15 protein-coding genes are annotated in these 14,802 nt (G+C 34.8%); 13 read left to right on the top strand and 2 right to left on the bottom strand.

Annotated features, from left to right (window positions below):
• The first annotated feature begins 49 nt into the window (after positions 1-49).
• From xrtF to EZM65_RS10360, 13 genes are all read left to right on the top strand, one after another.
• Complete coding sequence (xrtF, locus tag EZM65_RS10420; RefSeq protein ID WP_136668500.1) at positions 50-580, top strand: exosortase family protein XrtF; 531 nt, start codon at positions 50-52, stop codon at positions 578-580.
• Positions 519-1,013 carry an exosortase F system-associated protein gene (locus EZM65_RS10415; RefSeq protein WP_371683001.1) on the top strand — a complete coding sequence of 165 codons (495 nt, stop codon included), beginning with the start codon at positions 519-521 and terminating at the stop codon, positions 1,011-1,013. Before xrtF ends, EZM65_RS10415 begins: the two co-directional genes overlap by 62 nt.
• Positions 1,014-1,051: 38 nt before the next feature.
• Positions 1,052-1,876 carry a restriction endonuclease gene (locus EZM65_RS10410; protein ID WP_136668498.1) on the top strand — a complete coding sequence of 275 codons (825 nt, stop codon included), beginning with the start codon at positions 1,052-1,054 and terminating at the stop codon, positions 1,874-1,876.
• Positions 1,877-1,887: 11 nt separating this feature from the next.
• On the top strand, positions 1,888-3,246 hold the full coding sequence (locus EZM65_RS10405; RefSeq protein WP_136668497.1) for an MBL fold metallo-hydrolase RNA specificity domain-containing protein: 1,359 nt from the start codon (positions 1,888-1,890) through the stop codon (positions 3,244-3,246).
• A gap of 46 nt (positions 3,247-3,292) precedes the next feature.
• The gene (locus EZM65_RS10400) at positions 3,293-3,739 is read left to right on the top strand and encodes a hypothetical protein (protein ID WP_136668496.1); all 447 of its coding nucleotides are present in this window, start codon (positions 3,293-3,295) and stop codon (positions 3,737-3,739) included.
• Between the two features lie 122 nt (positions 3,740-3,861).
• Positions 3,862-5,814: a TonB-dependent siderophore receptor gene (locus tag EZM65_RS10395; RefSeq protein WP_248574856.1), complete on the top strand. Its 1,953-nt coding sequence runs from the start codon at positions 3,862-3,864 to the stop codon at positions 5,812-5,814.
• Positions 5,815-5,848: 34 nt separating this feature from the next.
• The gene (locus EZM65_RS10390; protein WP_136668495.1) at positions 5,849-6,190 is read left to right on the top strand and encodes a heavy-metal-associated domain-containing protein; all 342 of its coding nucleotides are present in this window, start codon (positions 5,849-5,851) and stop codon (positions 6,188-6,190) included.
• A gap of 90 nt (positions 6,191-6,280) precedes the next feature.
• Positions 6,281-6,571, top strand: a complete 291-nt coding sequence (locus EZM65_RS10385) for a hypothetical protein (protein ID WP_136668494.1) — start codon at positions 6,281-6,283, stop codon at positions 6,569-6,571.
• A gap of 61 nt (positions 6,572-6,632) precedes the next feature.
• Positions 6,633-8,234 carry a SulP family inorganic anion transporter gene (locus tag EZM65_RS10380; RefSeq protein ID WP_136668493.1) on the top strand — a complete coding sequence of 534 codons (1,602 nt, stop codon included), beginning with the start codon at positions 6,633-6,635 and terminating at the stop codon, positions 8,232-8,234.
• A 7-nt stretch (positions 8,235-8,241) separates the two neighbouring features.
• Complete coding sequence (locus EZM65_RS10375; protein ID WP_136668492.1) at positions 8,242-8,925, top strand: carbonic anhydrase family protein; 684 nt, start codon at positions 8,242-8,244, stop codon at positions 8,923-8,925.
• A gap of 26 nt (positions 8,926-8,951) precedes the next feature.
• A complete protein-coding gene (can, locus tag EZM65_RS10370; RefSeq protein ID WP_136668491.1) occupies positions 8,952-9,587 on the top strand; it encodes a carbonate dehydratase in 636 nt (211 codons plus the stop codon).
• Between the two features lie 85 nt (positions 9,588-9,672).
• A complete protein-coding gene (locus EZM65_RS10365) occupies positions 9,673-10,350 on the top strand; it encodes a DedA family protein (RefSeq protein ID WP_136668490.1) in 678 nt (225 codons plus the stop codon).
• Positions 10,351-10,367: 17 nt separating this feature from the next.
• On the top strand, positions 10,368-11,129 hold the full coding sequence (locus tag EZM65_RS10360) for a DUF2490 domain-containing protein (protein WP_136668489.1): 762 nt from the start codon (positions 10,368-10,370) through the stop codon (positions 11,127-11,129).
• A gap of 93 nt (positions 11,130-11,222) precedes the next feature.
• Here the strand turns inward: EZM65_RS10360 and EZM65_RS10355 are convergent, their stop codons facing one another.
• Positions 11,223-13,595, bottom strand: a complete 2,373-nt coding sequence (locus tag EZM65_RS10355; RefSeq protein WP_136668488.1) for a nuclear transport factor 2 family protein — start codon at positions 13,593-13,595, stop codon at positions 11,223-11,225.
• A gap of 84 nt (positions 13,596-13,679) precedes the next feature.
• Positions 13,680-14,447 carry an AraC family transcriptional regulator gene (locus EZM65_RS10350; protein WP_169051695.1) on the bottom strand — a complete coding sequence of 256 codons (768 nt, stop codon included), beginning with the start codon at positions 14,445-14,447 and terminating at the stop codon, positions 13,680-13,682.
• Between the last annotated feature and the right edge of the window lie 355 nt (positions 14,448-14,802).

The following is a 14,802-nucleotide window of genomic DNA, read 5'->3' as shown; positions in this document are numbered from 1 at the left end:
AATTATAGCGGATTTTAAAAATTATATAAATTTGTTAAAAATTGATTTTTTGAAAACACTTTTTCAACAGTACAGACCTTTTTTACTTTTCTTAGGTAAGTTTTTTTTAAGCTACCTGCTCTTGTCTGTTTTGTATAGGTTTTATCTTTCCCAAGTGTCAGATGATGCTATAGATGGAATAACTGCAAATGTTTCAAAAACAGTGAGGCAAGCTGCGCAATGGTTGGGTATTTCAATTGAAACCAGACCAGGCTTTATGGCGTATGAAATTATTTATCAGGGGAAAAGTATTGCCAGAATTATTGAAGGCTGTAATGGAACTAGTGTAATTATTCTTTTCACAGCTTTTATTATTGCCTTTTCAGGTAAGTTAAAAGCTACTTTGATATACGTATTATTAGGGAGTGTGGTCATTTACGTTTTGAATATTGTACGGATTATTTGTTTGACTGCTTTGCTTTATAAATTTCCCCAATTTGAGCATTTTCTTCATGGAGTGCTTTTCCCAGCAGTAATTTATGGAATTGTGTTTTTATTGTGGTTGTTTTGGATTAAAAATTATTCAAAATATGCTTCTTAGTTTTTTTAAATATAAAAGCAGAATAATATTGCTCGTTTTATTGACAGGTATATTGCTGCTGATTAGAAATTTTGAAACGTGTTTGTTTTATGATCCTTTTACGGATTACTTTAAGTATGAATTTATAAAGCAGCCATATCCTAAATATGATTTTATAAAATTGGTTTTCGGGTTGTTGTTTCGCTATGGTTTAAACTCTTTGATAAGTCTTGCAGTTATTTATGTTGTTTTTGAAGATAAATCGATGGTGAAAATAGCTTCAGTTTTATTCTTCTTTTTTTTAATGGTATTACTTCCGGTATTTGTTTTACTATTGACTTATTTTGACCAAAGTTATGCAATGGTACTTTTTTATGTCCGGCGTTTTTTAATTCAACCATTGTTTTTAATTCTTTTTATTCCAGCTTTTTATTACCAAAAGAAGAATTCATAAATATTTTCTTAACTTTATAGTAATTAGTCTTTTGTGAGATGAAAATTGTAAAGCATTCAGGGGATATAGTAGATTTTGACGTTAATAAACTTCATAGGTCGTTATTGAAATCGGGTACTGATGAAACTACTGCCCAGGATGTAATCGAACAAATCAAGAGTCAGCTTTACGAAGGAATTTCTACAAAAAAAATTTATAAGTTGGCTTTTGAGTTGTTGAAAAAAGATTCAAAACCTTATGCTGCCCGTTACAATTTGAGAGCTTCATTGGAGATGCTTGGGCCAGCCGGATTTTATTTTGAAAAATACGTGTCCATGCTTTTTAGGAAACTGGGCTATCAAACCAGAATCAATTTAGAATTGCAGGGCAGATGTGTTACCCATGAAGTGGATGTGGCGCTTCAGAAAGACAATCAGATTACCATGGTGGAATGTAAATTTCACAGCAACCGCGAATCTGTTTCTGATGTAAAAGTACCCATGTATATTCTATCCAGATTTAATGACTTAAGATCGCAGCCGCATGTTTTGTTTGAAGAAAAGGATTTTATAAATAAATGTTTGATTGTAACCAATAATCGTTTTACCGAAGACGCGGCAAAATTTGCTGTCTGCTCCGGTTTGGAGTTGTTAAGCTGGGATTTACCCAAAGGGAATAATCTAAGAAATCTTATTGATACTATGCAGTTGTATCCTATTACCTGTCTGACTACTTTGTCGGTGGGGGAAAAAGAACAATTGCTCATGCAGCAGGTGATATTGGTAAATCAGCTTAGGGAGAGTGCTGACAGTTTGGAGTTTATAGGTTTGAGTCCTGTCAGGATAAAGAATATTTTGAAAGAAGTCAAAGCATTGTGTAACTAAAGAAAAGTAAAATGAAGATCCAATTTTTTGGTGCTGCAGGAACGGTAACCGGTTCGAAAACATTGATAGAATCCAACGGGGTAAGAATTCTCATTGATTGCGGTTTGTTTCAGGGAAACAAGGAAACCCGTCAGCTTAACTGGGAGTCATTGGAGGTTTTGCCTTCTACTATTGATTATGTGTTGCTCACACATGGTCACTTGGATCATTGCGGATGGCTGCCACGATTGGTAATGCAGGGGTTTGAAGGGAAGATTTATTGTACAAGTCCAACAAAATCCATTTCACGTTTGATTTTAATGGATTCGGCGAAAATTCAGGAGGAAGAAGCTGAAAAAGCCAATCAGGAGCATTATTCAAAACATATTCCTGCTAAACCCTTGTATACTGTAGAAGATGCAGAAAAAGTACTGCCGTATTTCAGAGTTATCCAGCCCGATACAGATGTTGATCTGGATGCTGAAATTACAGCCCGCTTTTTCTCTGCCGGACATATATTAGGAGCGTGTTCTATAACGTTGAATCTGGAAGGGAAAACATTGGTTTTTTCCGGAGATATTGGCCGTGATGATGATGATTTAATGTTTCCACCTATAAAACCAAAAAAAGGGGACTTTGTATTTCTTGAAAGTACATACGGTGACCGTCTGCATCCTGATACTATTCCTATGGAAGATATGGAATTCTGCATTAATGAAACTATATCTAGAGGGGGAAATGTAATTATTCCAAGTTTTGCTGTCGAGCGTGCTCAGGCAATAATGTACTTAATTTGGAAGTTAAAGCAGGAAGGAAGAATTCCGGAAGTACCTTATATTATAGATACTCCTATGGGAATAAAAGTAATCGATTTGTTTACAGAAAATAAAAAATGGCATAAATTGAAATTGGACGAATGTGATGCCATGTGCAGTATGTTTGACTTGGTAACCGATTTTGAGGAAACTATGAATACTGTTTATGATGAACACCCTAAGGTTGTTATTGCGGCTAGTGGTATGGTTACCGGCGGTAGGGTTCTGACTTATATGGAGCGTAATATTGCCGATGAAAAAAATACAATAATGATAGTTGGTTTTCAGGCCGAAGGTACACGGGGAAGAAAATTGATTGAGGGCGAAAAAGAAATTAAAATTTACGGCCGTTATTATCCGGTTAGAGCACAGATTGTGGAGCTGGAGGGACTTTCCGCACATGGGGATCAGGAAGATTTACTACAGTGGCTTTCGGAAATAGAACCAAAACCGGAAAGGATTTTTTTGGTTCACGGTGAAACGGAAGCATTGGTGGCTTTAAAAAAGAAAGTGGAAGAACAATATGATGTCTTTTGTGAAATACCTTATATAGGACAAAGTTTTGAAATCAATTAACAAATTATTGTTATTTCTTTTTAGATTTAATTTTACATTTGCAGTGATGAAATTTAAAAAGTGCATAAATCTGCTGTTAGCTTTACTGATATTGGTTTCCAATACAGGTCTGGCCTTTAATGTACATTACTGTGAAGGTGAAATTTCAGGAATTACTTTCTCATATCAGCAGGAAGAACCGTGTCTGGAAGAAAAACCTGTTGAAACAAAAGTAGAGAAATCATGTTGTGCTCAAACAACAACGCATGACAGCTGTTGTGAAAACAGTAAGGTTGAAATTAAAAAATCAACCTCTGAAAATGTTTTAATCAAAACGTTTCAACTCGACATTGCTCCATTTATTCAAGTTAATGAATGGAAGTCTTCTTTTGCAGGTGTAGTAAGTGATGAGGTGCAAAAAAATGATGCACCTGAGTATTATTGCGAAACCAATGCACCGCCGCTTTACAAATTGTATTCCCGGTATATTTATTACGATTCAATAATTAGTTAAAACTTTTACGGAGTTATAGCAACTCTCAAAAAAATTATTGTTTTACTAATTATTAAAAAAAAATGAACTCTTCATATATAAAATCCATTTTTATATGGATTGCAATCTTCACTGCTGTTGACATGTTTGCACAGAAGCAAGACACCCTGCAAACTATAAAAGTTGAAGCAAAAAGAGGAAAGATCCAAAAATCACTTATCAAAGCGACCAATACTACGGTTTTGACAAGCAAGGAACTGCTTAAAGCGGCTTGTTGTAATCTGGCGGAAAGCTTTGAGACTAATCCTTCAATCGACGTTAACTTTTCTGATGCGTTAACTGGTACAAAGCAGATTAAAATGCTGGGGCTTACATCTCCTTATTTGTTAATTGCCGAAGAAAATATGCCTTCGGTAAGAGGAGCTTCGCAAACCTACGGAATGTCATTTACACCTGGAACTTGGGTGGAAAGTATTCAAATAACAAAAGGAGCAGGAAGTGTAATTAACGGGTACGAAAGCATTTCAGGTCAGATTAATACTGAATTATTAAAACCTGTGAAAGAAATTCCGTTTTACCTGAATTTTTATGGATCGACCGATTCCCGTTTTGAGCTGAATACACATGTTACCCAAAAAGTTGGGGATAAGTGGGCGACTACTTTGCTGGCTCACGGCAATATGCGTGTGTCTAAAAAAGACATGAATGATGATGGTTTTTTAGACAATCCGTTGGGACGTCAGGTTAATATCATGAACCGCTGGCAATATACTGATGGCGAAAAAGGACTGGTTAGTTTTTTGAATTTCAGATACATGAAAGATGAAAAACAAACCGGACAAATGAATTTTGATCCCAATACTGATAAGTTTACCACAAATGCCTGGGGTTCTGAAATTAATACAGACCGATTTGATTTTTCTTCAAAAATAGGATATGTGTGGAAAGATATGCCGTATCAAAGTATCGGTTTTCAAAATGCATTTACCATGCACAATCAAAACTCGTATTTTGGTTTAAGAACTTATGATATAAAGCAGAACAGTTTCTATTCCAACTTAATTTTCAACTCCATCATTGATAATACAATGAATAAGTTTTCGGCTGGAGCCAACTTTACTTCTGACGATTACAATGAGTTTGTTTTTGGGCAGGATATGAGCCGAAGAGATAATTCGGCAGGTGCTTTTTTTGAATATACCTACGATAATACAGATGATTTTAGTATTATACTTGGCGGACGTGCTGATTATCACAATCGTTTAGGCTTTTTTGTAACACCACGTTTACATGGAAGGTATAATCCTTGGGAAGGAGCAGTATTGCGTTTTTCTGCGGGAAGAGGAAAACGTTCGGCTAATATTTTTGCTGAAAACCAGCCTCTTTTTGGAAGTTCAAGACAATTTAACGTGTTGGATAATTCAGGGAAAATCTATGGTTTGAATCCTGAAATTGCATGGAATTACGGTGTTGGGTTTTTGCAAAAATTCAAATTGTTTGGAATGCAGTCGGACGTTGCTTTGGATTTTTACCGTACCGATTTTCAAAATCAGGTTGTGGTGGATTTATTCCAGTCGGCTCAGGAAGTGAATTTCTATAATCTAAAAGGAAATTCATATGCGAACAGTTTGCAGTTGGAATTCAATACAGAAATTATTAAACATTTGAATTTCCGTTCAGCTTATAAATATTATGATATTGAAACCGATTACAATTCAGGCAGCTATCAAAGACCATTGCAGGCAAAACATCGTTTTTTTACCAATCTGGAATATGAAACGCATATAAAAGATAAAGGACAGCAATGGAAATTTGATTTTACGCTTAATTGGACAGGAAAACAGCAACTGCAGAATACCAATGCTGAATTGCCAAACTTTTCACCTGATTTTATAGTGATGAATTCGCAGATAACCCGTACTTTTTCATCGACTTTTGAAATGTATGCAGGAGTGGAGAATCTGGGTAATTACAAACAGCAAAAAGCCATTGTGGGTGTAAATGATCCTTTTGGAACAAATTTTGATAGTTCAGTAGTATATGCACCTGTATTTGGTCAGATGTTTTATGCAGGGCTGCGGTTTAAAGTGAAGTAATTTTTTATAACAACAAGTAATAATAATCTAAATCATGAAAAATATTGTTTTACTGTTAATGCTGATGATAGGTTTCACAACATTGGCTCAGGAGAAGAAAAGTAAAAATGCCAAATACGAAGTAGAGGTAAACGGTAACTGTGAAATGTGTAAAAAACGTATTGAAAAAGCCGCTTTTTCAGTAGCAGGCGTTAAAATGGCGTCATGGAGTACCGATTCACATCAGTTGAGTATAGTTTTAAATGAAGAAAAATCTTCAATTAAAGAAGTGGAAAAAGCAATTGCAAAAGCTGGTCACGATACTAAAAATGTAAAAGCAACTGATACCGATTATGATAAACTTCATGGTTGCTGCCAGTATGAAAGAATCAAATAAAAAAGAAGCCTCAGCGTTTGCTGAGGTTTTTTATTTTAATTAAATGTTAATCTGTGCTCCTGAAAAAGTAATATTTTCTATATTCGCGGCATGAAATTTTTCGCCAAAATAGTATTAGCATTTTTCATGCTGTTTCAGTTTTCTTCAGTTATCATTTGCGTGATAAACGAAAAAAACAATTCAGCAATTGCTTTTAATATTACTGAAGAAGAAGAACATCAGAAAGTCACGAAACAGCTCAAATCTGAAGTAGTGTTTGGAAAAAACATTTATGACGAGTTTATTGTTGAAAATTCTCAAAAAAACAATTTTGACTTTTACCTTTTAAAAGATTATTCGTCAGCCCTTAATCCATTCTTTTCGCCTCCTGAACAGGTTTAAAACATTCGTAACAGCCACAAGAGCGTCTTGTTGGCAGGTATTGTTTTAAATTTTTAAGGATATGACAAAAAAAGTAAATATTTTTGGTAGCCTTGGTTCTGATTTGCCGGCAGGACTAGTGGTTTTTCTCGTGGCTTTACCTTTGTGTTTAGGTATTGCATTGGCATCCGGTGCTCCCTTATTTGCCGGAATTATCTCAGGAGTAGTAGGAGGTATTGTGGTAGGTTTCCTGAGTAAATCCCATCTTTCAGTATCAGGGCCGGCAGCTGGTTTGACAGCAATCGTATTAACTGCAATTACTGATTTGGGCGGATTCGATGTGTTTTTATTGGCGGTATTAATCGCAGGGATTCTTCAAATTGCTTTGGGTTTTTTACGCGCAGGTTCAATTTCCAACTACTTTCCTAATAATGTAATCGAAGGAATGCTGGCAGGTATCGGGGTTATAATTTTCCTGAAACAAATTCCGCATGCTTTTGGTTATGATAAAGATTATGAAGGGGATTTGGCTTTTTTACAGCCTGACGGAAAAAACACTTTCTCTGAAATTTTTTCTGTTGTTGGTAACATTCATTTAGGAGCAACAATTATTACTGTAGTTTCATTGGCGATTTTAATAGGATGGAATAAAGTACCTTTCTTGAAAAACCTGAAATTAGTTCCTGCAGCACTTGTGGCTGTTATTGTGGGGATTATTATCAACCAGTCTTTTATCGCTTCAGGTTCTTCACTGGCTGTTTTGGATGATCATTTGGTAAAACTACCGGTGCCGACCTCTTTTGACGAATTCAAACAGAGTTTTGCAATGCCTGATTTTACAGCTTTCACAAATCAAAAAGTTTGGATCGTAGGTATTACCATTGCGGTAGTCGCTTCTATCGAGACTTTGCTTTGTATTGAAGCGGCTGACAGAATGGACAAACACAAACGTTATACTGATACTAACGTCGAATTAAAAGCACAAGGTATAGGGAATATGGTGAGTGCTTTATTGGGTGGTTTGCCAATGACTTCTGTTGTGGTGCGTACAACTGCAAATTCAAATGCAGGTGCGGAAACAAAGATGTCAGCTGTGTTTCACGGTGTTTTACTGATAGTTTGTGCTATTGCAATTCCTTCGGTTTTAAACATGATTCCTCTGGCAACTTTAGCGGCTGTATTATTGTTGGTTGGATACAAATTGGCTAATCCTAAAGTGATTAAGCATTTCTATGAAAGAGGGAAGTATCAATTTATTCCTTTCATTGCTACTATGCTGGCTGTTGTATTTACTGATTTGTTAAAAGGTGTTGCGCTTGGTTTAATAATTAGTGTTATTTTTATTCTGAGAGGAAACATGAAACGTGCCTATGATTTCAGAAAAGAACAATATCAAGACGGAGATGTAATACATATAGATTTGGCTCAGGAAGTTTCATTTTTGAATAAAGCGGCGATAAAAGCAACTCTATCTTCGATTCCTGAAAATTCAAAAGTTGTTATTAATGCTGCTGATACAGTTTATATTGCACATGATGTTTTGGATTTGATAAAGGAATTTAAAAAGATTCGTGCCAAAGAAGAAAATATTAAGGTTAAATTAGTAGGCTTTAAAAAAGCTTATGAATTAGAGAATACCGGAGAAGAAGAAAAACATATTTACGTAGAACACACAACAAAATAATACTATAATGAGAACTTTAAATAAAGAATTACAATCAGAGATAACACCAAGAAAAGCGTTAGAACTTTTAGAAGAAGGAAACAATCGTTTCGTAAATAATTTAAAATTGCACCGTGATTTGCTGGAACAGGTAAATGCGACCAGTGATGGACAATGGCCGTTTGCAACTATCTTAAGCTGTATTGACAGCCGTACTTCTGCAGAGCTTATCTTTGACCAGGGGTTAGGAGATGTTTTTTCAATCCGTATTGCCGGAAATGTTGTAAATACAGATATTCTTGGAAGTATGGAATTTGCGTGTAAAGTAGCAGGTTCAAAACTGATTGTGGTTTTAGGACATACTAAATGCGGCGCTGTAAAAGGAGCTTGTGACCATGTTGAAATGGGTAATTTAACAGAATTATTGTCTAAATTGCAGCCAGCGGTTTATCAGGAGCAGGAAACACAAGAAAACAGAACGTCTAAAAATGCTGAGTTTGTTGAAAATGTAGCTGAAATTAACGTAAAAAGAACGGTGAAATCAATCCTGCAGCGCAGTTATATTTTGGAACAGATGGTTGAGAACGGAGAGATAGGTATTGTAGGTGCAATGTATAATATTGAAACCGGTGCTGTAGAATTTTATCCGGATACTAATTTCATTAAAGATGAGCAGAATGCTGATTTGTCTTTAAAAGAATTAGGTAAATAATTCTGTAACAAAATAGTCAAATTTGGATGAGTGATTTTTATAAGAAAATATTAGATAACAATAAAAAGTGGGTGAATGATAAATTAAATCAGGATCCAAACTTTTTTGAAGATTTGGCTAAAGGTCAAACGCCGCCATTACTGTGGATTGGTTGTTCCGACAGCCGTGTGCCTGCTAACGAAATTACAGGTACAAAGGCCGGGGAGGTATTTGTGCACCGCAATATTGCCAATATGGTGGTGCATAGTGATATGAATATGCTAAGCGTGCTGGATTATGCTGTCAACGTTTTAAAAATACGTCATATTATAGTTTGCGGCCATTACGGCTGCGGCGGGGTTAAAGCAGCTATGGGTAACGGTTCGTACGGCGTGATTGACAACTGGATCAGACATATTAAAGACAGTTACCGTTTTAATAAAGAAAAACTGGTTGCCATCGAAAATGAGGACGAGCGTTTTAATAGGTTTGTCGAATTGAACGTAAAGGAACAAGTGCTCAATTTGGCTAAGACCTCAATTGTACAGACAGCCTGGAAAAATGGACAAGAATTGTCTTTGCACGGTTGGGTGTACGGATTAAATTCCGGGTATGTGACGGATTTGGAGGTTAATTTTTCCAAAAATGATGATCTCCACGAAATGTATCAGTTGGATATTTAATTTTAAGATTAATTTAATGAAATAAAAAAAGGGCGATTGTGCTAAAAGTAGTACCTTCGCCCTTCAAAATGCCTAAATTTAAAATATGAAGGATTTTAACTGGTTACAGCTTCTCAATCCCGAATTCTATATATTGTTAGAAGTAGGAGGGGTTAAAATAGGACTCCTTGTTGTTTTATTTATTGTTTTTGCCGAGACCGGGTTGCTGGCCGGTTTTTTTTTACCGGGTGACAGTTTGCTTTTTCTGGCGGGAATTTACAGCGAGTCTTTGATGCAGCAGATTTCACTGGGGAATGATTTTCTTAATGTTACTGCGTTTGCTGCTTTAGTATCTGTTATGGGGATTTTAGGGAATATGACCGGATATTGGTTTGGTTCCAAAAGCGGAAGTTACTTGTACAACCAGAAAGATACTTTTTTATTCAAGAAAAAATATTTGTATCAGGCTAAGGAGTTCTTTGATAAATACGGTAACAGAGCGATTGTTTTTGCCCGTTTTTTGCCTATAGTACGGACTTTTGCGCCGGTTATTGCAGGAATCGTTTCTATGGATAAAAAGAAATTCATGTTTTATAATATTCTAGGTTCTTTTTTATGGTCATTTTCAATGATATTTTCAGGACACTACCTGCACCAATTGTTTTTGGATCAGTTTAATATTGATTTAAAACACTATATCGAATTTATCGTTATAGGAATTGTGGCATTTACTACTGTGCCGGTGCTTTGGAAAATATTTAAAAAGAAAGTACATATCGAATAACAGTTAATAAAAATAAAATGAAAAATATTGTTAGAGTAAGAACTCTTGTTCTTCTTTTAATGGTATTCTGCCAAAGTTATTCTCAGGAAATTTCAAATAATACTAATGTCTGGCTGCATTATTCAGGAAAAAATAAGTTTTCTGAAAAGTTGTCTTTTACATTAGAAGCCACAATGCGTTATGCTGATGGTTTTTCAGAAAAGCAGCAATGGTTTGTAAGGCCGTCTGTTGATTATCAATTTTCGAAATCCTTTACCGGAAGTGTTGGTTATACCTATTATGATACTTATGTGTACGGTGAAATTCCAATGAATAAAATAACCACACCGGAACATCATGGGTGGCTGCAGGGGACTTTTACGCACAATGCAAACGATTTGAAGTTTACGCACCGTCTGCGCGATGAAAACCGGTTTGTAGGTATTGCAGAGGCAAACAGTCAGGGAGAATTCGAAATCTCTCATTATGAATACCGTAACCGCCTGCGCTATATGTTTCTGCTCAACCAGCCTTTAGTTAAGAAAGACGGTAAAGCTAAAATATTTGCTGTTTTGGGCGATGAAATTTTTGTGAATGTGGGTGTAATGGATGCTGAAACTTTAGTGCAGCAAAACCGGATTATAGGTGGGTTAGGCTATAATTTTGATGCTAATCATCAAATACAGCTGAATTACATCCATCAAAACATTTGGAATCTAAAAAATACCATTGTAGAGCATAACCCCACGGTTAGAATATCATACATCACCAATTTTGATTGGTTTAAGAAGAAGGAATAAAAGAAACCCCGATTGCGAAATCGGGGTTTTGTTTTTTATTCAATATCAGGAATCTTAGGCTTGACATTTTTTAATTTTAATTGATTCTTGCTATCATAAATTAGACATTCTGATTGTCTTTAACCAGGCTTTTATCTGAGAAAAATAATCCTTATTGTATTTTGTCAAGGTTGAATAATCTCCACTGCAACCGGAACTTGTTTCAAAACCACCATGCTGGGAATTTTTGATTAAGGTTGTATGTATGTTTTTCTTTTTAAGATCATCAATTCTCGATTTTATTAAGGATGAAGGTAAATCTTCCCATTCATTAAATGACATATACACAGGTTTGTTAAAGTTTTTCCATACTGGTATGGCGTCATAATTTACTTCCTGTACGGTAAACCAATCCTTTTTATTTACCAAATCGACTTTGTCGCTTGTAGGACGTAACCACTCTTTTAAGGATGCATCTTTGTCAATACTTTTTGTGTAATCATCTAACTTTTTCGCTAATGCTGGATTTTCTAAAAACTCATAAAAATATTTGAGTTGTGTTACAACATTAGAAATTTGAGTTTCTGAATAGGTTCCTTTGCATCTCATCTCAATTTCTGTTCCATAGGGATCCATTTCTTTAATCTTCATACTTGTTCCCGGAGCAGTTATCGTCATTGCAAAATCAATCTTATTACTACTGTGCTCTATTGCTTTTGGAATAATCCAGCCTGCTTGCCATACACCCACAAGTCCAATTTTTGCAATAGATAAATCTTTTCGGGATTTTAAAAAATCAATACCCGCTAATGCATCCTGAGCTAAATCTGCAAAGTTAAGTTTCTCATAGCTGACTCCTTGTGATTCTCCAACGCCTTGTTTGTCATAAGTAAGAACGGTAACACCTTCTCTTGCAATATTATCTGCTAATAACCTTAAGTTGGATAAGTAGCCGTTTCTGTCCTCCGGCCCTGCACCGTGAACCAGCACAACAGCAATTCCAGTAGGTTTTTCGGGGATAAATAAAGTTCCTCCTAATCTTACTCCTTTTGAGTTGTGATATTTTACTTTTTTATTAGTATAAAATGATTTTTTAACTGCTGTTTTTATGAGTTTTTCGTTTTCGTAGATTTCAATTTTATTTGATTTAAATTTATAGGTTTGTTTGACCTCATTCGATTTAATTGAGCTTCCTGCTGTCCATGTATTGTCACTTACTTTATTTAATCCACGAAAATCGTTTGTTTGTTCGTTAAAAGCATATAACTTAATTTTTGAACGACCTATTACGATAAGTTCATTTTCAGGTGTTACATAATCTCCCATGAACTGGTCAAAAAATTCCGGATTTAATTCGCTCTGATTTGTTTTAGGCAATTCTCGCCAGGTATAACTTTTATGCACAATTTTCCATGAGTCCTGATACTTTAACAGTAAAAAATAATCGGTAAACAGTCTAGTGTCCGAAGCTATGATTTCTACTTTGGCAGTGGCTGCATCTTTCTCAAAATCGATAGAAATGATGCGTCCCATTCTATTTGTTTTTTCACCTTCATGGAAATTATTTATGTATTGTTCACCCGAGCGTGTCCATAAAGTATCTTTTGTAACCGTGTATAAATTAAACTTTGGATGAAAAGCTTTTCGTAATCTTTCGGGTTGTCCATTTGCAGTTCCTTCTATGTAGTGCAGCAAAGTTTCCCTTATTTGATCTAAATTGCTTTTTTCGATAAGTGTGTTTGAGTTAACCGTTTGACTATTTAGTAGTTTTATGACTTCATTGGCAACAGATACTGATGAAGTAGGGTCCTGGCCAGTTACAAATCTCCCATCAACAACATAAAAATTATTTTCTTTTGAGTAGACAAAATTTCCTGCGTTGTCTTTAATGGCCTTGTCCATTGCAAAAGGGAATGTTTTATAATATTCCTTGGTCTTATCTTCTAATATATCAGGGAAGCCTGTTATTCTTTTTCCGGCATACAAAGATTTTCCGTTGTCATCTTTTAAAAAAGCAATTCCTGCTGTCCCATGGCATATAGTGGAAATAACTCCATTACGTTTATAGATCTGTCTTGCAATTTTTTGGATCAAAGTGTCTTCCGCTACTCCATACATTGCCGCTCCGCCGCCAGTATAAAGGATAGCCGAATAGTTATCAGCATTGACTTCAGAAGGTTTTATTGTATGGGCTAACTTATTCATGAAAAATCCATCATACAGGTATTTTTTTTGAATATCGTTTGAGGTATTAATGTATCCGATTGGTATAGCTCCTCCTTTTGGACTCACAAAGTCTATTTCGAAACCAGCATTTGTAAAAACATCGTGCGGTATGACAATTTCGCCAAAATGGTTGGATGCATTAATGGTTGTATTGCCATAAAAGTGTTGGTTGGATGTTACGAAAAGTATTCGCTTTTGAGCATTTACTTTCGTTAAAATAATGAGGGAAATAATTAATGTAAATAAAATCTGTTTCTTCATTTTAAGCCTATTTTTAGTTTAGGCTTCAAAAATGGCAAATCAATTAATTATGAGAGTACAAGGTCAATTAAAATCGGTTCAAATCTATAAATCTGAACTATAAACCCCAAATTTTTGAAATTCGGAAGGTGTTTGGTTTGTTATTTTTTTGAAGTGTGTAAAAAAAGAAGATTTGGAATTAAAGCCACTTTCGTACCCAATGCCTTCTATAGTAAGATTTTTGTTGGTTATAAGTAAAGTTTTGGCTTTTTTGATTCTTAACTCATTTATATATGAGGTAAACGACTTATTAAATTTCTCATTAAGAACCTGAGACAGGATGTGTGAAGAAATGTTCAATTCTTTTGCGGTATCCAAAAGTGTAAGTTGTGGGTTTAAATACAACTCATTTTCAGCTATCAACAAAATTTTCTGCTCAATTTCAAGTACTGTTTCACTATCGAGTTTTTTACTTTCATATCTTGTTTTTTCTTCAAAAAATGAATTGTTTTTGCCTTTTTTAAAAATCAGCAGAAGGATGATTAAATACAATACAAACGAAAATGATAATGCACCTACAATGTATGAAGTATAGGAAGAGGTATAATAGGCCAAAAATATTGTTACAACTCCAAAATACACACTTAATATCCAGAGATCGATCTTTTTTACTTTTCTATTTTGAGAAAAAGGAACTTTTACAATGTCTTTGATGTAAAGAAATGAAAAGACAATATATAGAAACCATTGGAGATAAATACCTCTTATAATCCAATTTCTCCATAAATCCAAATTGCTTGTATATGGGTAAACTGTCCCTAGAATTGTTATGCCAATTATGTATGGAAATACATGAATTGCCCAGTTTGTCAATTCATTTGTAAAATGTTTTTTAAAATATAAATAAAGGAAAGGACCAATCAATATACAGCCTGAAAGTCCTATTTGTATAAAAATAGTATTTAGGTCATCATTGAAATAGAAAAAAACCGATTTAACTATCCTGGTACTTATTACAAAGAGTAAGCATCCAAGAAAGTAATTTGAGAATTTCTTTGTATAAGCTGTATAAAAAAAATAAAATGCAAGTATAAAACCGTTGAATGCTCCAATTGCACTAAAGAAGAATAATAATTGACTTTCAGTATTCACTATCCGTGTGATTTACAATATTTGGTTGAAATAAGCCTTTTTTATGGCGCTAAAATAATACTAATAATATACCTCC

This window comes from Flavobacterium sp. H122, assembly GCF_004959765.1.
In the GTDB taxonomy this organism is placed as follows: Bacteria; Bacteroidota; Bacteroidia; order Flavobacteriales; family Flavobacteriaceae; genus Flavobacterium.
This window is presented reverse-complemented; position numbering and strand designations above follow the sequence as displayed.

Excerpts from the sequence above, each read along its gene's own strand:
- EZM65_RS10415 (WP_371683001.1), top strand. The coding sequence starts at position 519 with ATGGAATTGTGTTTTTATTGTGGTTGTTTTGGATTAAAAATTATTCAA.
- EZM65_RS10410 (WP_136668498.1), top strand. The coding sequence starts at position 1,052 with ATGAAAATTGTAAAGCATTCAGGGGATATAGTAGATTTTGACGTTAAT.
- EZM65_RS10405 (WP_136668497.1), top strand. The coding sequence starts at position 1,888 with ATGAAGATCCAATTTTTTGGTGCTGCAGGAACGGTAACCGGTTCGAAA.
- EZM65_RS10400 (WP_136668496.1), top strand. The coding sequence starts at position 3,293 with ATGAAATTTAAAAAGTGCATAAATCTGCTGTTAGCTTTACTGATATTG.
- EZM65_RS10395 (WP_248574856.1), top strand. The coding sequence starts at position 3,862 with ATGTTTGCACAGAAGCAAGACACCCTGCAAACTATAAAAGTTGAAGCA.
- EZM65_RS10390 (WP_136668495.1), top strand. The coding sequence starts at position 5,849 with ATGAAAAATATTGTTTTACTGTTAATGCTGATGATAGGTTTCACAACA.
- EZM65_RS10385 (WP_136668494.1), top strand. The coding sequence starts at position 6,281 with ATGAAATTTTTCGCCAAAATAGTATTAGCATTTTTCATGCTGTTTCAG.
- EZM65_RS10380 (WP_136668493.1), top strand. The coding sequence starts at position 6,633 with ATGACAAAAAAAGTAAATATTTTTGGTAGCCTTGGTTCTGATTTGCCG.
- EZM65_RS10375 (WP_136668492.1), top strand. The coding sequence starts at position 8,242 with ATGAGAACTTTAAATAAAGAATTACAATCAGAGATAACACCAAGAAAA.
- can (WP_136668491.1), top strand. The coding sequence starts at position 8,952 with ATGAGTGATTTTTATAAGAAAATATTAGATAACAATAAAAAGTGGGTG.
- EZM65_RS10365 (WP_136668490.1), top strand. The coding sequence starts at position 9,673 with ATGAAGGATTTTAACTGGTTACAGCTTCTCAATCCCGAATTCTATATA.
- EZM65_RS10360 (WP_136668489.1), top strand. The coding sequence starts at position 10,368 with ATGAAAAATATTGTTAGAGTAAGAACTCTTGTTCTTCTTTTAATGGTA.
- EZM65_RS10355 (WP_136668488.1), bottom strand. The coding sequence starts at position 13,595 with ATGAAGAAACAGATTTTATTTACATTAATTATTTCCCTCATTATTTTA.